The 24,165-nt window shown below is 43.1% G+C and carries 22 protein-coding genes; 14 read left to right on the forward strand and 8 right to left on the reverse strand.

Annotated features, from left to right (window positions below; translation table 11 throughout):
• The first annotated feature begins 18 nt into the window (after nucleotides 1-18).
• The 6 genes from sufD (at nucleotide 19) to AAA970_RS07200 (ending at nucleotide 4,940) form a co-directional block, all read left to right on the forward strand.
• Nucleotides 19-1,329, forward strand: a complete 1,311-nt coding sequence (gene sufD / locus AAA970_RS07175; protein WP_338236537.1) for a Fe-S cluster assembly protein SufD — start codon at nucleotides 19-21, stop codon at nucleotides 1,327-1,329.
• Between the two features lie 541 nt (nucleotides 1,330-1,870).
• On the forward strand, nucleotides 1,871-2,080 hold the full coding sequence (locus AAA970_RS07180; protein WP_338236538.1) for a hypothetical protein: 210 nt from the start codon (nucleotides 1,871-1,873) through the stop codon (nucleotides 2,078-2,080).
• 295 nt (nucleotides 2,081-2,375) lie between these two features.
• A complete protein-coding gene (locus AAA970_RS07185) occupies nucleotides 2,376-3,602 on the forward strand; it encodes an aminotransferase class V-fold PLP-dependent enzyme (protein ID WP_338236539.1) in 1,227 nt (408 codons plus the stop codon).
• Nucleotides 3,603-3,675: 73 nt separating this feature from the next.
• Complete coding sequence (locus AAA970_RS07190) at nucleotides 3,676-4,113, forward strand: SufE family protein (RefSeq protein ID WP_053404777.1); 438 nt, start codon at nucleotides 3,676-3,678, stop codon at nucleotides 4,111-4,113.
• A 20-nt stretch (nucleotides 4,114-4,133) separates the two neighbouring features.
• On the forward strand, nucleotides 4,134-4,445 hold the full coding sequence (locus tag AAA970_RS07195; protein WP_060686226.1) for an SUF system Fe-S cluster assembly protein: 312 nt from the start codon (nucleotides 4,134-4,136) through the stop codon (nucleotides 4,443-4,445).
• Between the two features lie 75 nt (nucleotides 4,446-4,520).
• Nucleotides 4,521-4,940, forward strand: coding sequence for a BrxA/BrxB family bacilliredoxin (locus AAA970_RS07200; protein WP_053404779.1), 420 nt, complete (start codon nucleotides 4,521-4,523; stop codon nucleotides 4,938-4,940).
• Between the two features lie 1,281 nt (nucleotides 4,941-6,221).
• Here the strand turns inward: AAA970_RS07200 and AAA970_RS07205 are convergent.
• From AAA970_RS07205 to AAA970_RS07220, 4 genes are all read right to left on the reverse strand, one after another.
• A complete protein-coding gene (locus tag AAA970_RS07205; RefSeq protein ID WP_338236540.1) occupies nucleotides 6,222-8,435 on the reverse strand; it encodes a B12-binding domain-containing radical SAM protein in 2,214 nt (737 codons plus the stop codon).
• 818 nt (nucleotides 8,436-9,253) lie between these two features.
• Nucleotides 9,254-10,108 (reverse strand): DUF350 domain-containing protein, encoded by an 855-nt coding sequence (locus tag AAA970_RS07210; RefSeq protein WP_053404783.1) that lies wholly within the window; start codon nucleotides 10,106-10,108, stop codon nucleotides 9,254-9,256.
• 31 nt (nucleotides 10,109-10,139) lie between these two features.
• Nucleotides 10,140-10,895 carry a hypothetical protein gene (locus tag AAA970_RS07215; protein ID WP_338236541.1) on the reverse strand — a complete coding sequence of 252 codons (756 nt, stop codon included), beginning with the start codon at nucleotides 10,893-10,895 and terminating at the stop codon, nucleotides 10,140-10,142.
• A gap of 10 nt (nucleotides 10,896-10,905) precedes the next feature.
• The gene (locus tag AAA970_RS07220) at nucleotides 10,906-11,466 is read right to left on the reverse strand and encodes a DUF4178 domain-containing protein (RefSeq protein WP_053404785.1); all 561 of its coding nucleotides are present in this window, start codon (nucleotides 11,464-11,466) and stop codon (nucleotides 10,906-10,908) included.
• 533 nt (nucleotides 11,467-11,999) lie between these two features.
• Here AAA970_RS07220 and AAA970_RS07225 point away from each other — a divergent pair.
• The 5 genes from AAA970_RS07225 (at nucleotide 12,000) to AAA970_RS07245 (ending at nucleotide 15,390) form a co-directional block, all read left to right on the forward strand.
• Nucleotides 12,000-12,758, forward strand: a complete 759-nt coding sequence (locus tag AAA970_RS07225; RefSeq protein ID WP_338236542.1) for a helix-turn-helix transcriptional regulator — start codon at nucleotides 12,000-12,002, stop codon at nucleotides 12,756-12,758.
• A 63-nt stretch (nucleotides 12,759-12,821) separates the two neighbouring features.
• Nucleotides 12,822-13,358: a dihydrofolate reductase family protein gene (locus AAA970_RS07230; RefSeq protein WP_338236543.1), complete on the forward strand. Its 537-nt coding sequence runs from the start codon at nucleotides 12,822-12,824 to the stop codon at nucleotides 13,356-13,358.
• A 167-nt stretch (nucleotides 13,359-13,525) separates the two neighbouring features.
• Nucleotides 13,526-13,813 (forward strand): hypothetical protein, encoded by a 288-nt coding sequence (locus tag AAA970_RS07235; protein WP_338236544.1) that lies wholly within the window; start codon nucleotides 13,526-13,528, stop codon nucleotides 13,811-13,813.
• 834 nt (nucleotides 13,814-14,647) lie between these two features.
• Nucleotides 14,648-15,034, forward strand: coding sequence for a hypothetical protein (locus tag AAA970_RS07240; protein ID WP_338236545.1), 387 nt, complete (start codon nucleotides 14,648-14,650; stop codon nucleotides 15,032-15,034).
• Between the two features lie 2 nt (nucleotides 15,035-15,036).
• Entirely contained in the window at nucleotides 15,037-15,390 is a 354-nt protein-coding gene (locus tag AAA970_RS07245; protein WP_338236546.1) for a hypothetical protein, read from the forward strand.
• 100 nt (nucleotides 15,391-15,490) lie between these two features.
• On the opposite strand, the gene AAA970_RS07250 is transcribed toward AAA970_RS07245, so the two are convergent.
• The 4 genes from AAA970_RS07250 to AAA970_RS07265 all read right to left on the reverse strand — a co-directional run bounded on the left by AAA970_RS07250 (nucleotide 15,491) and on the right by AAA970_RS07265 (nucleotide 20,025).
• On the reverse strand, nucleotides 15,491-16,714 hold the full coding sequence (locus AAA970_RS07250) for an S-adenosylmethionine:tRNA ribosyltransferase-isomerase (RefSeq protein ID WP_338236547.1): 1,224 nt from the start codon (nucleotides 16,712-16,714) through the stop codon (nucleotides 15,491-15,493).
• A gap of 561 nt (nucleotides 16,715-17,275) precedes the next feature.
• Nucleotides 17,276-17,794, reverse strand: coding sequence for an outer membrane beta-barrel protein (locus tag AAA970_RS07255; RefSeq protein WP_338236548.1), 519 nt, complete (start codon nucleotides 17,792-17,794; stop codon nucleotides 17,276-17,278).
• Between the two features lie 374 nt (nucleotides 17,795-18,168).
• Entirely contained in the window at nucleotides 18,169-18,516 is a 348-nt protein-coding gene (locus AAA970_RS07260) for a DUF2834 domain-containing protein (protein ID WP_338236549.1), read from the reverse strand.
• Nucleotides 18,517-18,681: 165 nt separating this feature from the next.
• On the reverse strand, nucleotides 18,682-20,025 hold the full coding sequence (locus AAA970_RS07265; RefSeq protein WP_338236550.1) for a D-alanyl-D-alanine carboxypeptidase: 1,344 nt from the start codon (nucleotides 20,023-20,025) through the stop codon (nucleotides 18,682-18,684).
• Between the two features lie 204 nt (nucleotides 20,026-20,229).
• Between AAA970_RS07265 and AAA970_RS07270 the strand changes: the two genes are divergently transcribed.
• The 3 genes from AAA970_RS07270 to AAA970_RS07280 all read left to right on the forward strand — a co-directional run bounded on the left by AAA970_RS07270 (nucleotide 20,230) and on the right by AAA970_RS07280 (nucleotide 23,933).
• Complete coding sequence (locus AAA970_RS07270; protein ID WP_338236551.1) at nucleotides 20,230-21,804, forward strand: ATP-binding protein; 1,575 nt, start codon at nucleotides 20,230-20,232, stop codon at nucleotides 21,802-21,804.
• A gap of 98 nt (nucleotides 21,805-21,902) precedes the next feature.
• Nucleotides 21,903-23,474, forward strand: coding sequence for an ATP-binding protein (locus AAA970_RS07275; RefSeq protein ID WP_338236552.1), 1,572 nt, complete (start codon nucleotides 21,903-21,905; stop codon nucleotides 23,472-23,474).
• 27 nt (nucleotides 23,475-23,501) lie between these two features.
• Nucleotides 23,502-23,933 (forward strand): hypothetical protein, encoded by a 432-nt coding sequence (locus AAA970_RS07280; protein ID WP_338236553.1) that lies wholly within the window; start codon nucleotides 23,502-23,504, stop codon nucleotides 23,931-23,933.
• The last annotated feature ends 232 nt before the right edge of the window (nucleotides 23,934-24,165 follow it).

The following is a 24,165-nucleotide window of genomic DNA, read 5'->3' on the forward strand; positions in this document are numbered from 1 at the left end:
ACTTTTAAGATCATAGGTATGTCCATGACTCTATCCCAAAAGGATGCCATGAACCAGATCGCTGAGGTACATGAGCAAACCGTCGCTAAAATTCCTGCTGTTGTAGCTGAAAAAGCGAAAGCTGCCTGGGAAGCATTGGCTACGGAAGGTTTGCCAGCGCCAAAGGCGGAAGAATATAAATATACGTCCATTACAAAACAGATTGAAAAGCACTTTGATTTTACTGCGGAAGTACCAGCAGGAAAGTTGACTGCAGAGGAGGTGGAAGCGCTTCGCTTTGCAAGTGTGGATGCGGATGTTTTTGTAGTGGAGAACGGTGTTTTCAATCCGGCAATCTCTCATTTCGATGCAGCCAACTATACGGCTTGCTCATTGGCAGAGGCTGCAGACCAGCACGCTGATCTATTGGCGGCGCACTTTGCAAAACACCCTCATCAGGAAGATCCTTTCCTTCAGTTAAATACCGCCATGACGGCGAATGGTGTTTTCATTCATGTGGCAAAGAATAAAGTGGTTGAAAAACCTATCTTATTGTTGCACATCAATGATACCCGTGAAGGTCAGGTGATTGCACAGCCTCGTAATATGGTGATTGCAGCGCAATCGGCTGCAGTGACAGTATTCGAAAGATATCGTACCATCGGGGAGCAAAAGAGTTTGAATAATGTAGTAACTGAAGTTTTCGCGGAAGCGAATGCGAATGTGAACTATTATAAGATTGAAGATGAAGGGGATGCCGCATATCACGTGGGTAACACCATGATCGTCCAGTCGCGTGACTCAGTAGTTTCTACTTTTACCATGACGCTGAATGGTGCCATGGTGCGTAACAATATCAACTTCGTATTGGATGGGGAGAACATCACTTCCAACATGTACGGGTTGTCATTGTTGAAAGGAACTTCTCACGTGGATAACCATACCACCGTAGATCATACCCACCCGAATTGTGAGTCCAATGAACTTTACAAAGGGGTGTACGATGAAAAATCTGCCGGAGTATTCAATGGTAAAATCTTCGTCCGTGAAGGTGCACAGAAGACCAATGCATTCCAGTCCAACAAGAATATCCTGTTGACCGACGATGCTTCGATCGATACCAAGCCTCAGTTAGAGATTTGGGCCGATGATGTGAAGTGTTCGCATGGTTGTACAAACGGTCAGTTGGATCCGGAGCAGTTATTCTACTTGCGTGCTCGTGGTATCGACAAGAAAACCGCACATGGCATGTTATTGTATGCTTTTGCAGCGGATGTATTGGAGAATATCCACATCGATGCACTTCGTGAAGAATTAGAAAAAATTATTCACGAAAGAGCAGGTTATTAATCTGACTTTTGCAGACCGCACAGTCTGTTTATAATATTTAAAACGGTAACCATAATTTGGTTGCCGTTTTTTTTGCCCTTGATTTTCAGGATTACAAATCGTGCAGGTTACTCTTCCTTTTGCCGCTAGTGGGGAAATCAAGGAATTTTTCCTATTTCATTTTTTCCAACGAAACAGAGGAATGAGTGGAAAGTCAGCTTGCCCAAATTTGGGCTATAATAAATTAAAGAAAACAAGTTGCAATGTATTGAAAATGAGTTACTTGTGTTTAGTTAATGAATTTAGCGGTGAATAATTCGGGTTATGAATGAGAGGAAAGCAAACTTCGCCGGAATTAGTCCATAAAATAATGCGATAAAATTATTTAAAACGTGCCAATATTGAGTCCTTTAGACTGGTTGAGTCTGTCAGTGATCATAGGGTTAAGACGGATTATTTTAGCACCCATCCAAATGGTATTTCCTGGAATCTGAATGGGGAACAAGCTGATTTTTTTCGAGCCTACGTTTCTGAGGAAATTATGCCCAATAAATTCTGGTCTTTGTCACTTCAGCTACCTTTGAATGAAGGTGGTTCCGGTAGCTTTACCCTGGTTTTACCTGAAGAATTGGAAGAGGAGCTTCAAATTGATTTTGAGAAGATATCATCCCTGAACTCCTGGACGGTTATGGATAGTGAGGAGCGTGTCATTGAGGGTAAATGGTATCGTTTTGAGGATAGAGTGGGCAAAACGATTTACTTCAAAGACTAATGAAAAATCTGACGGGTGCGCTCAGTAATGCCTTCTGTTGAAAGGGTAAGACCTGAAAATTGATGCCTCAAAGGTGCTTTGTTTTATTCCATTGATGGGCTTATCATTTTTTTTTATCCATCTGATCCCCTTCAAAAAACAAACAGTTGTTGAGATATTGCACTATTCCTTCGTAAATTGGATCGATTTTAAATAGCAAACCCTTATGTTGGGCGGCAGACCTTTGATTTGCAGTGATTTGCCCAAATTTGAGTTGGCTTTCTATTAATGAAGCATCACCCTGGAATTAGAAAATATGTCCAATACACTAGATATTCAGCAAATTCGCGCTCAGTTTCCGGTCCTGCACCAGGAAGTGAACGGAAAACCACTGGTTTATTTTGATAATGCCGCCACCACCCAGAAACCACAGGTGGTCATTGACGCATTGGACAATTATTATAAGGGATACAATTCCAATATCCACCGCGGCGCACATGCTTTGGCGGATAAGGCCACACAGGCTTTTGAAGAAACCCGTAAAACGGCAGCTGAATTCCTGAATGCGGAAACACCAGAGCAGGTGATTTTCACCAAAGGAACCACGGATGGGATTAATTTGATCGCATCTTCCTACGGACGTCAAAATATTCAGGCAGGAGATGAGATCATCGTCTCTACATTGGAGCACCATTCTAACATTGTTCCCTGGCAGATGCTTTGTCAGGAAAAAGGGGCGACTTTGAAAGTGATTCCGATTAATGCCAAGGGGGAGTTGATCATGGAAGAATTTGAAAAGCTGCTTACTGCCAATACCAAGATTGTGGCGGTCAATCATGCTTCCAATGCTTTGGGAACAGTGAACCCTATCGCTGAGATGATTGAAAAGGCACATACGGTTGGGGCTGTTGTAGTGGTAGATGGAGCACAGTCCGCTTCCCATTTTGATATTGATGTTCAGGCGCTCGGAGTAGATTTCTTCGTGACTTCAGCCCATAAAGTTTATGGCCCGACAGGCATCGGCTTATTGTATGGTAAGCGCGTCTTTTTGGAGGAAATGCCCCCTTATCAGGGTGGTGGAGAAATGATTAAGGAAGTCTCTTTTGATGGGACCACCTTCAATGAGATCCCTTATAAATTTGAGGCCGGCACCCCGAATATCGCAGATGTCATTGCCTTTGATGCGGCCATGAAATGGGTGCAGGATTTAGGCAAAGAGGCCATCCGTGCGCATGAGGCGGAGCTATTGGCTTATGCCAATGAGAAGTTATCGGAAATTCCGGGCATCATCTTCTATGGAACTGCAGCCGAAAAAGTGTCCGTACTGTCATTTGGTCTTGAAGGGGTGCACCCTTTTGACATTGGTATGATGTTGGATGCTCGTGGGGTGGCTGTAAGAACAGGCCATCACTGTACGCAGCCATTAATGAAGCACCTTGGCATTGAAGGAACGGTTCGCGCTTCCTTTTCCGTCTACAATACTAAAGAGGAGATTGATACTTTAGTGCAGGGCGTGGCCAGAGTGGCTAAAATGATGGCTTAAATTTTGTAGTTTAAGTAATAGATTTTCAGAGGGTTAGACTGTGTGAGTTAATCCTTTACCATAAAGTATTTTCATGGCGACTATTAACGAAGTTCAAGACGCAATTATTGAAGAGTTCTCCCTTTTTGCTGGAGACCGTGAAGCAATTACAGAATATATTTTTGAGATGGGTCTGAAGCTCGCTCCATTGGCCGAAGAGCATAAGGTGAGTCAGAATGTCATCAAAGGATGTCAGTCAACAGTGTGGCTGGTAGCTGATTTGGTGGACGGGAAAATCATTTTTTCCGCGGACTCCAATACCGGTATTACAAAAGGGTTGATCAGTATGTTACTTCGTATATTTTCTGATCGCAGCCCTGAGGAAATCCTGAATACAGAATTGTATTTTCTCGAAAAAATCGGAATGAGCGGGATTATATCTTCTCAACGCTCGAACGGCTTAACCGCCATGATCAAACAAATCAAACTTTACGCCCTGGCTTTTCAGGCAAAGGCCAAGGCAAACGCATAATCACGATAATATTGGAAGTAATGAGTGATACAAGCTTAAAAGAGAAGATCGTAGAGGCCATTAAAACGGTATACGATCCGGAAATTCCGGTGGACATCTATGAATTGGGACTAATTTATGAAATTGAGGTTTTCCCTATTAATAATGTCAACGTAACGATGACCCTGACTTCTCCATCTTGTCCCGCGGCAGAGCATATCCCGAACGAAGTGAAGGAGAAAGTATCGGCTTTGGAAGAGGTGAATGAGGTTAATGTGGAAATCACCTGGGATCCTCCGTATTCTCAGGACATGATGTCAGAAGCCGCAAAACTGGAGTTGGGTTTTATGTAAGCCTCTCCTTGTAATAAGATAAAATGGCCGTCGGGCCATCAAATTTGTATAAACAACAATTAATATAACCCTATTATGTACCCAGAGGAATTAGTAGCTCCAATGCGTCAGGAATTAGTAGACGCAGGATTCGCAGAATTTAAGACAGCGGAGGCCGTTAATGAGCATTTTAAGGATCATAAAGGAACTACCCTGGTAGTTGTAAACTCAGTTTGTGGTTGTGCAGCCGGTGCTGCCCGTCCTGGTGTTCGTTTTGCATTGCAAAATGCTGCCAATACGCCTGATAACTGTGTAACGGTATTCGCAGGTAACGATCGTGAGGCAACACAAGCTGCACGTGATTTGATGTTGCCTTACCCTCCTTCTTCTCCATGTATCGCTTTGTTCAAAGACGGTGAGTTGGTGCAGATGGTGGAGCGTCACCATATCGAAGGTCGTAATGCCGAGTTGATCGGATCATTTTTGGTAGGCGCTTTTGACGAGCACTGCGCATAAGATTCGATTGCTTTAAAAGCATACTTATAAGATGCCTGTTCCTTCATTGGGGCAGGCATTTTTTATTATATAAACCTTTGGCTTAAGCCGAATTATTCACCGCTAAACTCAATTATAAACACAAGTAATTTTTAGTTAGGCGAATACGAGTCATCCTCTTAGATTTGAAATAGCCCAAATTGGGGTAAGCTTGTTTTCATCCTATTCCTTTACTTCCTTGGTAAAAACTCGAAATAGGGAAAATTCCTTCATATTTTTCGGCCTTGTAGCTAAGATTTAGGTCGAAACTTCTATTAATCGGTTGGTGACTTTACGCTTTTAGTCGCAAAAACCATCTCATTTAATTCGGTTATCACGCCTTGAGTTTACGTATTATCATTAACTGACTAATGATAAAGGCGAAAATGGAATTCCCAAAGTTTATTTTTAGGCTTTGATTCATTGCCTCCTTTTATCATTCCTACAAAGGCTCTTTTTTCAGAGCAATATTGCAGGTGGAGAATTGATGCGTTTTAATAGTTAGCAGCGTTTCCTTTCGATTTTTGATGCTTTTGATTATGTCGGTTTTGGAACCAGCCGATCATCTGATAAGCTTTTTTTACCTTAGTGAAATTGATGATTTTTGCATTTTTTTTAGGGGAAAAGCTATAATTATGGCTTTAATTTGAGACCTTTTCTGAGGATGATTTGAATCGATATATAAAGCGATACTCTAGACCAATTGTGTATTATTCAAATTTTATTTTGTTTTAAAGGTCGTGGCGCCTGATTTGCATGTTTTGATTTTTTGGGATTGCCTTAATTAAGCTTTGCTTAAGATTTTGCATTTCATAAGAAAGGTATTATTATTGCAATTGAAATTATTGCATTATTTTAACAATATTTGGTGATAAAACCACCAAAACCATGTAGGTGATTGCGCCTTTCTATTGCGTATTTGCGTAATTTAGCCTTATTTCTTTCGTCAAGGGGTTTTTATTGACCTCTGGAAAGTTGTTTGAGTTAACTTTACACTCCTTTATCTTTTCACCATCTCTTCCTTAAATTCCATTACTCTTTTTGAAAGGAGTGCCCAAATTGTTCCAATTTCCTGTTTTTATCTTGTCTATTCAATCCGCTTAAAATGAGGGTTTATATCTTTGTTATTCGCTTAAGACAGGCATTTTTTGGGTTAAAAAATCAAGATTGCCGATAACGCCATTTAGGCTGCTCAATCTGGTGAAAACGCAAAAGGCAGGTCCTGAGTGAAACCTGCCTTTTGGGTCTTATTGTTTTTTGTAATTAGCGAATGAGTAACAGACCCTTTTCGCGTAGTTTCTGCCAAAGTTTTGTGCTGATCAAACTCAAAGCCGGCAGTTGAAAAGCTTCCTCATATTGTTTTCCCAGCGCTTCTAGCGTTAAATTTTCCCCGTTTTTCAGCATGAACTGAGGAATCTGTTTTTCCATCCAACGGATCAATTCTGCCGAAGCATCCACCCGAATAGTGGAGGATCTTTCATGGATGATTATCCGGCCTTTTTCCTCGGTTTTCATGCCCTTTCGGTTTTTCTTTTTCACCTGGAAATATTCGAAGGAAACATTGCCCCAAATCCATATCACCCAGTGATTGAGCTTTTCTGCATCGGTCTTTTCCGGGATTTGCAGGGCGTGGTGCAGCAGGTTTTTGGGGATGGTAGTCGACGGGACTTCAAAATCAAACCATTCGTCTGCCTTCCAATCCACTCCCACGGCATGCATGAAGTTGTAAAGGGACTTTTTTAGGGCAGCCCCGTAGGCATCATGATTGCCACCTTTCGGGTCCTCATGGAAAAGGTCATTTTCAGCAAATCCGTCAAATTCCGGCCCTGTTCGAATGACGTCAAAGGCCTCCGGATTTCTGCCAATTGGGCTGTGGGCTGTCATGGCGAAACGATGCCAGAAGCCAGATTGAATAATATTATGCTTAAAGAGCTGGCGGACCACCTCAAGGGAATCCACCGTCTCCTGTTCGGTTTGCGTAGGAAAGCCATACATCAGGTAAGCGTGTACCATAATATTGGCTTCGGTAAGGTCCCTGCACACTCTGGCGACCTGTTCAATGGAAACCCCTTTTCGCATCATCTTCAGCAAACGATCGGAAGCCACTTCCAGGCCACCGGAGACAGCAATGCAACCTGATTTGGCCAAAAGCTGGCACAGGTCCCGCGTTAAGGTTTTTTCAAACCGGATATTGGTCCACCAGGTGATTTTTACGTTCCGGCGGATGAGCTCCAGGGCCAGATCACGCATCAAAAGTGGGGGAGCCGCTTCATCAACGAAGTGAAAGCCGGTCTCTCCGGTCTGTGCAATAATGGTTTCGATTCGATCCACCAACATTTTTGCCGGAGCCTCTTCATAACGCCCGATATAGTCCAGATTGACATCACAAAAAGAGCAATTTTTCCAATAGCAACCGTGCGCGAGCGTCATCTTGTTCCACCGGCCATCACTCCAAAGGCGATGCATCGGGTTGACCATTTCAATGATGGAAAGGTAAGATTTTAGAGGGAGGCCCGCATAGTCCGGATAGCCTTGCTCTGTATGTGGAACGGGCTTTTGATCGCCTTCAATATAGACTACCTGATCCTTTTCACAATAGAACGTGCGGGTGAGTGCCTCAATTGGACGATTGCCGGCTAAATGTTCAAGCAAATGGAGCACCGGCCCTTCGCCATCATCAAGGGTGATATAGTCAATGTAATTAAATACGCGCGGATCATTAATACTTCTCAATTCTGTATTGGGGTATCCGCCGCCCATCGTGATTTTAACGTCAGGATATTCTTGTTTCAGGTATTGAGCGATGCGAAAGGCGCCGAAAAGGTTCCCTGGAAATGGTACTGAAAGCCCCACAAGGTCCGGACTAAATTGCTCCAAATGCTTTTGCAGGCATTCGATTAATAGTTGGTCAATCCAATTCAGAGGTTGTCTCAAAGCATCCTCAATGGGAGAGAAACTCGAGGCGGTACGTCCAAGGCGTTCAGCATATCGGCTAAAGCCAAAGTCAGGGCTGATATTTCCCTTAATTAAGTCCCCCAAATCCTCCAGATACAGGGTGGCCAGATGGCGGGCATGGTCATGAATACCCATGGTTCCGAAGGCCCAGTCTAATTCCTGCTCTTGTTTGAATCGAGCTCCTCTTGGAAGGTAGTCTTGCCCACAAATTTGATAGGCCAGAGAGGGATCTTTTTCTTGTAAGAAGGCGATTACCGGATCAATGGTCGCCAGGTATTCATCTTTAAGTGCCAGGACTCTTTGAGTGTTCGCATTTTGCTCCTTTTGGGCTTCAATTAAACCAAACAGTTCAGATAATCCTGATTTGTTGAAAATCCGAAGGACTAAATCAATGCCCAGATCTGCTTGCTGTACGTCGAAGCCTTTCCTTTTTAAATATTGGGTCAAATAAGCAGTCGCCGGATAGGGCGTATTCAACTGCGTAAGTGGGGGGGTAAGAAGTAGTACCTTTTGAGGCCTCACAAGCTTTTATTTTTATGGTCAATCGCGACAAGAAATAGGCCAAATAGCGGTATCATTTCAATATTCTTTCATCAATACTTATTTGACGGCCCAAAATTAGAGATTTTGACTGAAAATCCATCAAAATGAAGGAAAAGCAGGGGAGTCTGATTTCTCTTAGGTCGGCAAGGAGTTAAGGTTTTTCCTACCTGTAGGGAATTGTCGCCTTTTGCCTTCCATATTCTTCGCTGAGCTCAAGCCGGAGAGGTAGCGAATTTTTTAGTCTCTGCCATAGCAAATAGCATTTGTTATTCCGATTTGATAGAATTTGACTGGGCTTTTTTTGAAAATGGGAAGGTTAGGGGAATTGCTGTTTTGCTTTATAATCAAAAGCCTTCCCGGGATTTCAAAAACTTATAATTTCCCCTTAATTTTTATCCATTCGCTCCCGATCCATTGTGTTTTCGGTCTCCACCAGTCTCTCTCTTTTCCCGGGATGCCCATTCTAACGAGCTACTTTAAGCCGGATTATTCATACCTAAATTCTCCTTTAGCTACAAGGCGGAAAAAATGATGGAATTTTTCCTATTTCGAGTTTTTCCCAACGAAACAGATGAATGAGGAGAAAGCAGGCCTGCCCAAATTTGGGCTTTCAGAAACTTGGTGGACTAAATAATAAATAATTGATAATGAAACCCTTATTGTGATCTCTGAAAATGGCGGTGAATAATTCGGGTTTAAGAGTTGTTTTCTCGCCCCACGCCATGGGCATAAAAAAACTCCCCGACCTTTTACAGCCAGAGAGTTTAGGATAGTTGTCCAATTAGTTTATCCTTCTATCAGATTGCAAGGGTAATCAAAACAGATCCACCGATGTAAGCAAAAGCTTCAATGATGGCTGCCCCAATATTCGGATGCTCCTGATTCACAATTTCGTCCGTTAAGTTTTGTCCGGGTAATAAAATTTTATCCGTCACCAATCGACAGATTGGTAAGAAGATTAGTCCTAGTACCAATTCGTAGGAAATAATTACGATGGTAGAGGTCCAGTCTTCAAAAGGGTGCATAATGGCCGCTCTCATAATATTTGCCAAGCCAATAAGGGCACCTGCTTTACCTATTCCTACTGCCACATTCAATTTTGAAAGATGCTCATGGGTGTCATAGGGAACAATGGCATTATATACCATGCCGGTTAATACGAAAAGGATTTGTCCGACTACCCAAAAGCCGATGGCGGTCCCTAAACCAAAACCTTCCGTATACAAAGCGGCGAAAATAATCATACCGGAGCCGGCAGCAACAGCACCTTCTACCAAACCAACCCCTGCATTCTGACGGCCGGTAATCTCTTCAGTTACCTTGAATTTTGCCAGTAAGAATTTATCAGAGATAATGGTAGACAGGTTTAACAAAATGATGCCCACCAAACCATAAGTCATGATGGCGATCAGGTCGGCCACTAAACCATCAGATTGACCAGACATTGCCCCCGCAATAGCGAATAGCAAACCGATATAATAGCCCGTATTCGAAAGGGCAAAGGCCAGATTATCTTTAATCACTAATTCTTCATTCACCTTAATGTTCCGGTGAAAAAGCTGATAGGCCACTTTACCTATAAAAAACAGCAGGAAACAGCTTACCAGGTAAGCCAGTGTAAGCATTAAGCTTGTTCCAATTTCTTGTATCATGATCCGTTGGGTTGATTAAATGTTAATTTGATTACTTTCCAAAGCCACCGCCACGGCTTCGGAAGGAAGAGGAGGATGAACGACTGCTTCTGGAGCTTGAACTGCTACTGGTGCTTCTGGTAGAGCTACTGCGGGAAGTTCTGCTGGATACCCGACTCTGGAAACTGCTGTTTTTTGACCAACTGGAACCTGAGCGTGCTCCCTGAGATCCGTAAGTACCGTAATAGGTACGGCCATTACTGCCTACAGGCCCGTAGTAATCACGTCCTCTTGTGCGATAATTGCTGTAGTAATCATTGTAATAAGAATAGCGTACTGGGTAAGTCATCATGTTAAACATGGAATTCATAAAGGCGAATCTTCCATAGAACTCCCAAAAACTGGTGCCTCCGCGGTCCACCCAATGGCCATATTGTTTATTCCCTACATAATTGGAATAACCTGCCGGCACAATGGATTTGCTTACCTTGCCCTCTTTCTTAGAGGCGATCTCCATGCCCATGGCATCTTCGTATTGGTAGAAGAACCTTTGTGACACTTCTTTCCATGGGGTGATTTTTTCTTTTGGCTCCCCATTTACCTCAGTAATCACCTTATATTGATGCTTATAAGTAGTGGAAAACATGCCCTCGGTGTCCATATCATATAAAATGATCGTGTAAATGGGTTCTGAATCCAGGTCGCGGATCAATACATCCAGCGGAGATTTGTAATAACGCTTTCCCCCGCAACTGCTCAGGAAAAGCGCCATAAAGAAAAGTAATAAGTATCTTGATTGATGTTTCATTATAAAAGTCTTAGCCGTTTTGGGCTGGAAGAATGTTGGATATTTCAAATGCTTTGATAGGTTTACCTATGGAAGCTTCAAATTCGCGCTCATCCCACTGGCTAACCGCTATCATTTTACTTTCATCCTTAGTATAATATTCCCATTCTATGAATTCTGCCCAGGCATCATCATAGTTGTTTTCTTCCATGTCCTTGCAGTATCCGGCAGAGTCCCCATCCAGATAATAGGTGTCCCCGTCAAAAATAATTTTGGTTGGGCCTTCCTTATGCTTGACAATATATTCCGGCAAGTCCTCATCTATACTGCGAATTTTCACAGATCTGCTGACCGACAGGTCCAATCCATCATTGGCATCCACGGAAAGGTAAAGTTCCAGCTCTCCATCAAATAGTTTAAACTCCTTGGTGAAGTACTCCTTTCCCCAATCATAATCCCAGGCCTGAGTCACTTTCCAACTCTTCAAATCATAGTCCAGCATAAAGCCCACTTGCAAATCCGTTATTTGGATATTGGTAGGGTCATAGGCGGGCTCTTTGTCTTTTTTCTTAAAAAAATCGAACAGTCCCATATTTTATATTTTTTGATTTCGAATATTACTATTCAAACATAAGAAAAAAATATTCCAAATACACCTAATTGCCCTTTCCTGTAAGTTAACGGCGATTATTTGGTTTTAATGGTCTTCCAATTCTGACGGTCATTTTTGCTTTATGTCCTGAAATGAACAAAAAGGGGCCGATATTTATCTTATTTGGGTGAGTGGGACTTGTTTGAGGGGATTTTATTGGTAATGAAGGGCTTGGGGTTTATCATTACTTGTCCTGCATCTTGAATTAGGTATTTCGAGCTTGCCTCATGGGGGGCAGTTTCTTTAGAAATGTTCCAATTTTACTTTAAGTGGGTGGGCTGTATTTTTCTTCTGTATTTTTCTTCTGTTTTTTTATACTACTTTTTCTATTTGTGGATTTTGGCCGTGTTATAAAAAATGATCCCCGGAGCTAAAAGTAAAGAAGGAGGGAAATAAATATGGGGTAAAGCAAAATTGGTCAACTCATTCGTACATTTGAACTTTAAAGAGAAAGTTCGACTTATCAATTTGAAATGGAATCTTTCGTTTTTCACCCACCGGAATCTCTTCAGGAATATATTGATATCCTTTGGTTGGGCAAATCAGCTGATTTGTCGATTACTTCCGTGCACTATGCTCCCGAGTTCACAGAATTAATATTTAATTATGGTGATCGCTTCGAAATAAAAGGTGAAAATGTGGCGCAGAAACGAAGCCGGGAAAGTTGCACCATCTGTATTTCCGGATTAAAAAAACAGCCCTTTATCACCACCACCGAAGGGCGCTATTGTAGTGCTGGATTATTATTAAAACCCTACTGTTTCCGCTTCCTGCAAGAGCTACTGAAGGCTCCAATACTGGAAAAGGTGGAACGATGCATCTTCAGGGATTTGATTAATACCCAACGGCCCGACGCCAGCAAGGTTTTTACACTCCTGGAGGCCTTCTTTTCCCAAATCAAGCTGGATCCCATTCTGCAAATATTCGAACAGCAAATTTCTGCTACTTTTTTAGAACGGGGTGCCCTCAAACGGTTTAGTCAGCGTCAGCAGCTGTCCTCCAAAAGTTTTATTCAGAAGTTTAAAAAACATTATTTTATAACCCCGGCCCAGTATGTTAAGCTCCGACAGATCAATTATGCCCGGAGTTTAATTCATCAGCGTCCAGATCTGTCATTAGGGCAGATTGGTTTGGAGGCAGGTTTTTATGATCAGCCCCATTTTGTGCGGGTATTTCAGCAGTACATGGGCAGTAGTCCCAAAAATTTCTCTGAACCGAAAGTTCCCGGGTAATTTTTATACAATTTAGAGAACATCCGTTCTCTTACCTTTGTAGCGTAATATAAAATAATAGCCATGGAAGAACGTAAGCTTAAGTTGTATATTAGTATGAGTGTGGATGGTTTTATTGCGACTAAGGATGATGATTTATCCTGGCTGTCTATTGCCGAAAAGGAGGGAGAGGATTACGGCTATGCTGCATTCACCAAAGATGTGGACACTTATATTGTGGGACGCAGAACTTACGAAGTAGTCCTTAAACTTTGTGAAGGGAAATTTCCGCCAGCGGAAAAATTTGATTGTTATGTCATCAGCAGAGAAGAGCGAGCGCCAGAAAACGGGGTGCAATTTTACAATGGAGATCTTGAAAAATTAGTATATGAGTTGAAGCAACGGCCGGGCGGTACGATTTATTGCGATGGCGGTGGCGCAATTGTGAAGCTGCTCATGGCAAAAAGCCTGATTGACGAATATATCATTTTTATGATGCCAACCATGCTGGGAGACGGTATACGTTTGTTTCAGGGAGGGGTGAAGCCGATAGGATTGAAGGCGCTGGAGCCAAAATTCTTTGAGGCCGGAGTTGTCAGGTTGCACTATGTGAATCAATAATGGATGAGGCCCGGGAATTGCACGTGCAGTTTCGTTGTCGGTGAAAATATACTCATGAATTGTGCCTTCCGCGATTTGAAACGGGAGGCATTTTTTATATTCAGGTTTTTCCTTTTTTCGAACCTGCCTGTTTTTTAAATCTTTCCCGTGAGAATTGAGGGAAGTGATTGGGACGGTCCTTAAAGCAGGGGGTTGTCGAAGGTTTTGCTTTTTCTCAGAAAGATCGACTGATGTTTCTCTTTTCCAATAGCCGTGTCCATTTGATTTCCTTGCCTTCTTTGGCTACAGGTTCTTCAGAAGGGGGAAAGGTTTTCCGATCTTCTGTTTTGGTGCTATTTCATTTTAATGTTTTGGGTAAATTACTCTTATTCAGGCTGAATCAGCTATCTGGAATTGACTCCTTAATGTCTGAAAGTGATGGGAATTTTCTTTCCGTATTGCCTTCTTCATTATAAAGTATTGATAATGAATCAAGTAGGTTGAATCTCCTACCGTGGAATGATACCATTAGTGCCCTTTAATTGCTGGCTAATACGAATTTAAGTTGATCGAATGACCAAATCCTTAAATTTGTATTATATATCAAAAGGCAAAAAGATGATGTGGATAAAAATCAAATTGCTCGCATGGGTGGTGTTGCTGTTTTGCTTCTATGTATCAATGATATAGAATGTCCCTGCTAGGTTTTGTAGCATTCTGTTTTCATATGTCAGGTTAATCCTTCTGGTCGAATACTTTTCCTGAAGGATTAATCAGATTTTGATCAAATTCGTTTTATTGTATAGCACTTAGAGCTGATTTTGTTGTTGAGCTTATGCTTTAATTCCTATTCCCTTGAATTCAGCTAAGGAGGTTGGCATTGCTGTTGACCTTTTTTCTTGATTTGAAAAGACGGGCGTTCTCTCTGAGGAATTGCAGGCTGCCGGAAATGAAATACTATGCTCTGGCAGAGCGGTAAAGTGAGGTAGGAAGAAAAGGAAAGCCCGGATTTCCTTTGCTTACATTTTAATAAAATCAGGCACGGGAGTGTTTCCCGCACAGATGCCTGACATTGAATATTTCCTCAGGGGAGATTAAGGGGCCGGTTTTAAATATCAGCTCTGCTACTGTAGCGAATTAACAGACCCCTTTTGTCCGGAATTTTTCCTGCTAATCATGCCATCCTGTGTGAAGGGGGGCAGGTATTCACATGGATTGATCAGAAGCGATAAAGGTTTGTATGTTCAGGCAGGTTAAAAAGAAAAAGCACCGTTTGGTGTGAAAAATACAAGATAAAATTTAGGTAAAAGATGAAATTGAGCGGATTATTTATTCTGGGCTTTCTGATGGCCTTGGGGCAAAATGTTGAGGCGCAGTTCTTAAACAACCTGCAGTACTATTTGAGTGGGGCAGGTCAGATGGAGAATGTTTTTAATGGTAAGCATGAGGCGAAGCTCTACTATAAAGATGGTACTATTTCCCATGGAGAAGTAAAAATGCATCGTGCAAATGTCTCTGTTTTTGGTGTTGCTCCTTCTGGTATATCATTGAGGGCTGAAGGGGAAAAGAATTTTAAAAAACTTGAGTTAAAAGAGCTGCTGGGGTTTAGGGTATCGAATGATTCTTTTGCCATTGCTTCGGATGTGCGTATTCATGATTTAAAAAAGAAAAAACTGCCTACGATTATTTTAGAGTGATAGTGGATGCTCCTCTGGTCTTTGGTATTCAGCATACTGCTGCCAGTGACGCACAGTCTACTCGTATCCTTAATCAGGCGGTGATTATGAGTAAGGCCACAGAAGAGGTGGTTGTGTCGGTAGCACCTAAAAAACAGAAAGAGGAGCTGTTTGATTTGCTGAAATTCAATGAAAATTTTGTTATGTACACCTCCAGAGTGCCTAATTGGTACACGAAGCTGGATAAGTCCAATAATATTTTTAATGAGGGGCGGGAATTTAGTTGGGACACCACCCGCCCGCTTTATATCACAGAAATATTATACCTGATTTATAAAGATATGGAAGACCCGACGCAACGACCAGAAGGTTTGTAAAGGTTCCGCTTATAGCGAATAAAAGAAAAGGGAAAGCAACTTACCGGTCACTTTCCCTTTTTCTATATCTGACGGCAATGTTTACCGTGTCAACTATTGTTTATCGCTTTCTCCTTAGGAAAGAAGCATCTCCATAGCTTAAAAATCGATAATCCTTTTCCAAAGCATTGGCATATATCTTCTTCCAATCCTCACCCACAAAAGCAGCCACCAACATGATGAGGGTAGAACCTGGTTGGTGGAAGTTGGTGATAATTCCCTCGATGATCTGGAAAGGATAGCCTGGGAAAATAAAGATTTCCGTGCTTCCCTGTAGCACATCGGTTTGGTCACGGTCCATTTTGGTCATCACCGCTCTCATGCTGTCTTCCACAGAAGGCATTTCCTGCATTTCATATTGATAAGGGCGCAATTTCTCCACAAAAAAGGCGGCAGAAGGATCCTCCATCAGCTTTACCCCATACCAATACAAGCTCTCCAGCGTCCGCATGGAAGTGGTACCCACGCAAAAGACTTTCCCGATATTGTTCAGGATGGTCTGCACGTTTTCCCGGCTGATGATAATCTGCTCCTCATGCATCGGGTGGTTCACCGCATTGGCTTCCTTTACCGGTTGGAAGGTTCCCGCACTTACGTGGAGGGTCAGTTCCTGACGCTTGATATTTTTAGCGTCCAGCTTGTTTAATATTTCATCCGTGAAATGCAATCCAGAGGTAGGGGCCGCCACAGCACCTTCATGTTTGGAGAATACCGTCTGATACCGCGGCTTGTCTTCTTCTTCCGCCTCCCGATTCATATAAGGGGGCAGCGGTACAGTTCCTGCGCCTTCTACTATATCCACAAAGGCAATTTCTTCGGGCGTCCATTCGAAAGTTACTTCAAAAGGGGCGCGGCTGGTGATGCGGGCCTTCAACATTACCTTCGTTCCGTTAATGTCCATCTCTCTTTCCAGCACCTGATCATCCTTCCACTTCTTGGCATTACCTACCATGGCCGCCCAGGTAGCCGAACCTTTGGCTTCCATCGCCAGGGTAATTACCGGGCTTGGCTTCAGTGGGTTCAATAGGAAAACCTCGATCTTCGCCCCGGTATCTTTACGGAAAAAGATTCGCGCAGGAATTACTTTTGTGTTGTTAAAAAACAAGGCGGAGTCCGCAGGAATCAACTTTTCAATCGCAGGGAATTGCAAATTGTCAATCTGTCCTTCCTGGTAATATAATAACTTAGAGGCATCACGATTTTCCAGCGGGTATTTTGCAATACGCTCGTCCGGTAAGTCGTAAGTATATTCTTCTAATTTAATTTCTGGCAGTGTCGTTTTCATAGCCTGCAAATATAATTCATAATTAAGGGGTGTCAAATACTTTGCCAGCCCCAAAATGCAAAACCCTTTGGTTAATTGCCGTTATTGTCTATTCCGATGATAAAATCGTCTGGAATAACCTCTATTTTCGAGGGCTAACAAACCTTAGACTCCTCAGCATAGCCTAATTGGTGTACTTTTTTAATTATTGGGGGGTGCCCTCCTGGGCAGTCGGTCGGGCTGGAGGCGGCTCGCTCTTTATTGGGGACCGAAAGTGGTGATAAATAGGCCAGACTTTCGCTCACCAATAAAGGAGCTCAGGCAGGCCCGCCCCATCCCTCACCCAAGCGCTATGAAAGCGCAGGCCATCGAGAAGGCGCCCACCGTAGGGGGTTGGCAGAGGGATAGAGGCATTGTTGGAGCTCCTTTTTTCCGCCTAAAAGCGTAGCGGGCTGGGAAAAAGAGCGACTGCCGAAAGCCCGACCGGAGCGTAGCGAAGGGCTGCCCCAAAAAAATACCTATACCGTCCTTTTTAAAGAGCAGTATAGGTAGGTAATGAAATGAATCGCTTGGCCTTCAGGTTTAGAAGAAAACAGCAGCAGTAGCTCCGGTTCTGATAAAGCTTCCGGTGTGATCTGCAGCGGAGATTTTCACCTCTGGAGCGATAGAAAAACGATTAGCGATTCGGAAATCGATGCCAATCCCCAAATTAATACCGAAATCCACAGCAGATCCGTCAAAGGAATGCTGGCCACCTTCAATTTTTTCTTTAATAGCCATCATGTTGGCTCCAATAATACCGTAAGGACGTACAAGTCCGGTTTTAATGAAAAATCTATGGTAGTCGGCATCTAAAACAAAGCCACCAAGTGTACGTCCTGGCTCCACTTCAGTCGTGGAAAAGTTTGTTCCGGTAACTTGTACCAAGGATTTCTCAGACCACTGGTATCCTACTAAAAAACCGAAGACTCCTTTTTCAGTGAAACCCAAGTCATGGGAATAATTCAGGCCGACCTGAAATTTGTTTTCGATGTCGTTACCCTCAGCAAAGGCGTTGATAGATAGGGTTGTAGCAAAAATTAAAGCGTAAATGCTCTTCATAAAATAAATGTTTTTGAAATGATAATTGCGATTTTAAATTATGCTACAAACATAGAGGTTTCTTAAGGTTCTATAATTAGGGAGGGCTTGGCTGGGGGGTAAGGACGGGTGAAAAGGGTTCTAATGTGGGGAATACATGCGGGTGATATCGAAAATGATAAGTGTTATTTCAGAAAAGGCCTTCGAAAACGTTGAAATGGCGTTGGAAAAGGGCTAGCTGGTACAAAAGTGGCAAGAACGCGCTAGTTTTTTCGCAAAATGAGATACAAATAGGTGAGCCTCGCTTATTAAATTGGAAATCGCGGGCTGTTTAGGAATAAAAATGTGAATGAAGCCCGGGATAAGTGGAACAACACTTCCAAATGGTGTATAGATTACAATAATTCGCCATGCTCTTCATGGATAAGTTGTTTTTCCAGGTGTATTTCCCGCAAATACAGAAACAGGGGCAAGCCGAAGGATACTCCGACTAATAAACAGCCCAATATGGGTGCCCAAAGCCCTTTCATATTGAGGCGACGAGCCTCCAGCACAATGAAAGCCAATAGCGTACAGGCCGAAATGATCACGTCCCATCCAAAGAAGGCGGAGGACGGTTTTTCAAAAACGCGTTGGAACAAAAGGGTGACGTCCACGCCATTTTCAATGAAAAACATCATCAGACTTTCGTAGGGAAGGACAATTCCGAGGATGGTCAGGATCAGGAAGGTTCTTTTGGCCATGGTACTAGCTTTGTATTGGAGAATTCACAATTCAGGCAGATGAGGTTTGGGCGTTCGGGCTCAAGATTAAAAGCCTGTTTCGCCCAAATTGGTTTGGTCTACTACCTTAGAGAATATGTGAAAAGATAATTAATTTCCTGATGATGCAGATCATCCCCTAAAGGATTAATATGCTTCGGCAACTTGCTGAAGGTAGGCCATCATTCGACTACGGTAGGGGTGGTAGCTTCCATGGATGTTATTGTTTAACCAGCTGAAGGTGAGTATCCGACCACTTTTGCATTTGAGATAGCCACTCAGGCAATAGATGCCCGACATGCTGCCACTTTTTGCAAATAGAAAAGGGGCTTGGCCATTCGTAAGATCCTGAAGAGTGCCTTCGCCACCATTGTGCGGCAAAAGAGAGAATAATCGCTCATGATCTATTTCCGCCCAGGCTTGTTGCAGTAATTGGTTAAAGTGAAGGGGAGTGAATTGATTGTATCTCGAAAGGCCGGAGCCGTCAACCCATTTTGGGCTGGGCAAGCTGTCGGGGATGATGTTTTGCTTGGCCCAATCCAAGGCCTTATCAATGTTGATGGTATCCGACAGCTGGCCTGAGCACATGAGGAGGAGTTGCTCGGCGAATAGATTGTCTGATGCTTTGAGCATTCGGCTTTGAAGGCTGTCGGTAGGTAGGGTGGCGAGGACATCCCATTCTTTGCCTTCCGGCAATTCATAATGCAAGGGCATGGGCATCAGTCTTTTGTTCAGGGCTTCAGCCAATAGTGGCCCATTGACGGTGAGCTGATTGGTGGCAAATGGTATTTTTTGCCGCTTGCTGCCTATCGGACAGGCTGATGGATTGTAATATACCTTACCGCTATTAATATCCCGAAACATACACTTACCTTCGGTGGTCGGTTGAGGGCTATTGTTGAACCAGGCCAAATCTGCTTTGGGCTTTAGGGCGAAGGGGTCCCAAGTGTATTCTACAAGATTTCCATGTATGGGCATCAAAGAGCGCTCCGGGCAATAGGCATAGCCGAAGTCATCCCAAGTCCAGCCATCACCCCAGGGGGAAGTCTCAAAAACCCGCGGAGCCAGGTGAATCATTTCCGGAGCTAGCAGGAAAAACTGTCGCGCCAGCTCATCTTCAAAGTCCGGGTGGAAAAGGGTGGGATTGGCCGTGGGCTGAAGGATCAGATTTTGCCCCTCCCAGTGATAACGGAAAAGGGGAGCCTTTTTAGGCAATAGCTTTTCTCCGGTCATAAAGGTAAAGAGTTTTACATTGGAGGCCGGGGTAAACCACTGCGCGGCATTATATTGATCCAATAGTTCACCACTTTGGGCATCAGCCAGGACAAAGCCCATATGATGGGGGAATTGATCCGTTAGGTGCGCAATTCCGGATGGGGCTTCCACCCTTGCCTGTGGCGCCTTCTTACAGGAAAAAAAAAGCAGGAGGCTCAGGCTTAAAATCCAGGGAAAGGGGAAATATTTGGGGCAGATGCAAAATATATTTGGCACTATGAGGAAGGCTAAAGGACTGACGAATGATTACAGGGGTCAATTTAGAGAATATTTCTGAATGATAAAGGAGGGGGAGCGGTATAATGAGGCCTTTATGAGAGTGACGACAATTTTGGAAAGGGAGTTTAAGGGCTTTGGTGTTGGAAAATGGGTATTTGAAAACAAATATTTTATCTTTGGATTACTTCAATAATATAAAGCATGCGCAAAGCACTTCCGATCGGTATTCAGACTTTTGAAAAGATAAAGGAAAAGGAATTTGAATTCCTTTACGTGGATAAGACGAAAGAAATTTTACAGCTGGTCAACCACCCGGGCTATATCTTTCTCTCCCGTCCGCGCCGTTTCGGTAAATCGATGCTGGTCTCTACCATGGCGGCTTTGTTTGAAGGTAAAAAAGATTTGTTCGAAGGACTGTATATTGAAGAGCATTGGGACTGGGGTAAAACTTATCCCGTGATCCGGATGGATATGAGCGGGATTAATTATCAGTCCATCACGGATGTTCGGGGACAGCTGCAAAATATGCTGGCGCAAAACTGCCGGAAGTTTGAAGTGCCTGTAGAAGCCCTTTCTCATGCGGGTTTAGGCCCGAAGCTTGGGCAGTTGATTCAACTCATTTCCGAAAAATACCAGCAACAGGTCGTAATTCTGATTGACGAATACGATAAAGCCATTCAGGATACCCTGAGTAAGGAAGGGGATCTGGCGGCTGAGGCGATGGAAGAGCTTCGGGGTTTTTACAGTGTCTTTAAACCCTACGATGAGTACATTCGCTTCTGCTTTATGACAGGCATCACTAAATTTGCCGGCATGGGGCTCTTTAGCGGGGCGAATAATTTTAAGGATATCACGCTTTCATCCAAATTTGGGAGCATTTGTGGCTTTACACAACAAGAGCTGGAAGAAAACTTTGCTGATTATTTAACAGAGGTTGACCTGAACAGGGTGAAGCAGTGGTATAATGGTTATCAGTATCAGGGAGCCAAAGTTTATAATCCCTATGATATCTTATTGTTTCTTAGTGAGGAAGGGGTGTACAGTAATTATTGGTGGGAAACAGGTACTCCGGGCTTTTTGGTGAAGCTTTTTGAGCAGCAAAATTATCGTCCGCAGGAATTGGGAAAGATGGAGTTGAAGGAGACTCGCCTAAAGCAATTTACCTTGAAGAATCTGGATTTGGTTTCTCTGCTATGGCAAACAGGTTATCTGACCATAACAGGAGTAAAACAAAACAGGGCGGGAGTAAATATTTATGAATTGGGTATTCCGAATCTGGAGGTACAAAATGCCCTGAACGCGCTGTTTTTTGAAACGATATCCAGTACTCAGGTAGACGATTACACTCCTGATCATGTTCTTGATTCATTAAGTGACAATAAAATGGAGGCTTTCGGACAGGCAATCCGTTCTTTATTCGCTTCCATTCCTTATGAGAACTATTCCAAAAGTAATATTCAGCAGTTTGAGGGGTATTATGCCGCCATTCTCTTTACTTTTCTCTCCTCCTCCGGTTTGAAGGTGTATCCTGAGAAAAGTATTGCCATCGGGCGGGTGGATATGACCATTGAAACGCCGGATTACCTCTATGTGTTGGAATTTAAAGTCGGAGGGGAAGGTAAAGCACTGGAACAGATTCATGAAAAGCGTTACTACGAACCTTATCTGTCTGATGGGCGGAAAGTAATCCTGATCGGGATGGATTTTGATGCGGAGCAAAAGAATCTGGGCGGATTTGAGTGGGAGGAGCTACCGGAAAATTTTAAGGGGAATTAATTTACTGTGGACATTATTCTATTTGCTATATAAGGAGATGAGGTGGAGAATTTCTTTTGAAAAATGCTTAATTTTACCTCTCAATAATGACTTTCAATATGCGCAAAGCACTTCCGATCGGTATTCAGACTTTCTCTGAGGTTCGAAATTCTTCTTCAGATTTCCTCTATGTGGATAAGACCGAGTCTGTTCATTTAATGTGCAGGCACAAGGGATACTATTTTCTCTCCCGTCCGCGCCGTTTCGGTAAATCGATGCTGGTCTCTACCATGGCGGCTTTGTTTGAAGGTAAAAGGGATTTGTTCGAAGGACTGTATATTGAAGAGCATTGGGACTGGGGTAAAACTTATCCCGTGATCCGGATGGATATGAGCGGGATTAATTATCAGTCCATCACGGATGTTCAGGGACAGCTGCAAAATATGCTGGCGCAAAACTGCCGGAAGTTTGAAGTGCCTGTAGAAGCCCTTACTCATGCGGGTTTAGGCCCGAAGCTTGGGCAGTTGATTCAACTCATTTCCGAAAAATACCAGCAACAGGTCGTAATTCTGATTGACGAATACGATAAAGCCATTCAGGATACCCTGAGTAAGGAAGGGGAGCTGGCGGCTGAGGCGATGGAAGAGCTTCGGGGGTTTTATAGTGTCTTTAAACCCTACGATGAGTACATTCGCTTCTGCTTTATGACAGGCATCACTAAATTTGCCGGCATGGGGCTCTTTAGCGGGGCGAACAATTTTGATGATATCACCCTTGATCCGGATTATGCTTCCATTGTTGGTTTTACGCAGGATGAATTGGAACACAGCTTTGGGAGTTACTTCGATGGGGTTAACATGGAGAAGGTGAAACAGTGGTATAATGGTTATGCTTATCTGGGAGAAAAAATTTACAACCCCTTTGATGTACTGTTGTTTCTGAAAAAGAAAAATACCTTTGCCAATTATTGGTGGGAAACGGGTACTCCGGGCTTTTTGTTGAAGCTTTTTGAGCAGCAAAATTACCGCCCGCAGGAATTGGGAAAGATGGAGTTGAAGGAGACGCGCCTAAAGCAATTTACCCTGAAGAACCTGGATTTGGTTTCTCTGCTATGGCAGTCCGGATACTTAACCATTACAGGCGCCCGACAGGATTTTTTGGGGATGACTTACTATCAATTAGGCGTGCCTAATTTGGAAGTTCAAAATGCACTCAATGAGCTCTTTTTTGAGACCATAGTAAAGGCACCGTCGGGAGATTTTGGAATTGAAAAGGGAGGTTTGGCCTTATATGAAAAGGATATGGAGGATTTCGAACAAGCAATTCGTTCTTTATTCGCTTCCATTCCTTATGAGAACTATTCCAAAAGTAATATTCAGCAGTTTGAGGGGTATTATGCCGCCATTCTCTTTACTTTTCTCTCCTCCTCCGGTTTGAAGGTGTATCCTGAGAAAAGTATTGCCATCGGGCGGGTGGATATGACCATTGAAACGCCGGATTACCTCTATGTGTTGGAATTTAAAGTCGGAGGGGAAGGTAAAGCACTGGAACAGATTCATGAAAAGCGTTACTACGAACCTTATCTGTCTGATGGGCGGAAAGTAATCCTGATCGGGATGGATTTTGATGCGGAGCAGAAGAATTTGGGCGGATTTGAGTGGGAGGAGCTCGAATCCGGATTAATTAAATAATTAAATTTAAAATCAAATATTATTATTATGGACGAATATGAGCAGTGGGAGGCAGAAGTGAAAAAACTTCAAGAGGAGAATGAAGGTGTTTTGAAAGGATTTCAGGATTATCTTGAACGATCAGGGCTTTCGGAGAAAACCATCAGAGTACATGTGGGTAATATTGAATTTTTTGGCAATGATTACCTTACCCGCGAAGACCCTACTTCACTGGCTGATGGTTGGTCGATGATTGATGAGTTTTTAGGATACTATTTTGTCCGAAAATGTATGTGGTCTAGCCCTGCAACGACCAGACAATATATCACTAGCTTCAAAAAATTCTACGCTTATTACTATGAGGTTGGAGGTATTAGTAAAGAAACCTTGGAAAAGGTGAAATTTGAATTGAAGGAGGGAAAAGAAGATTGGATAGATGCTCATGGGGAGCTGGATGAGCTTTTGGGCTGGGATTGGTAAGTGATATTGTTTGTTTCTTTTGTCGAATTAATTACCGACAAGGGAGGTTTACGATAGGCTTCCCAATGTTCAAGTAGTATCGCCCCGTCGGTGTGATTCAGCCGGAATCTTACTTTTATCGGAATCAACAAAGTGAACTTCATGGAACTTTTTAAGGATGCTCTCTGGCTTTCCTGGGTAGAGAGTTGTTCAATATCGGTGTAGGGAATGTAAAGTGGTGACTTACCAAAGA

The organism is Persicobacter diffluens (assembly GCF_036244895.1).
In the GTDB taxonomy this organism is placed as follows: Bacteria; Bacteroidota; Bacteroidia; order Cytophagales; family Cyclobacteriaceae; genus Persicobacter; species Persicobacter diffluens.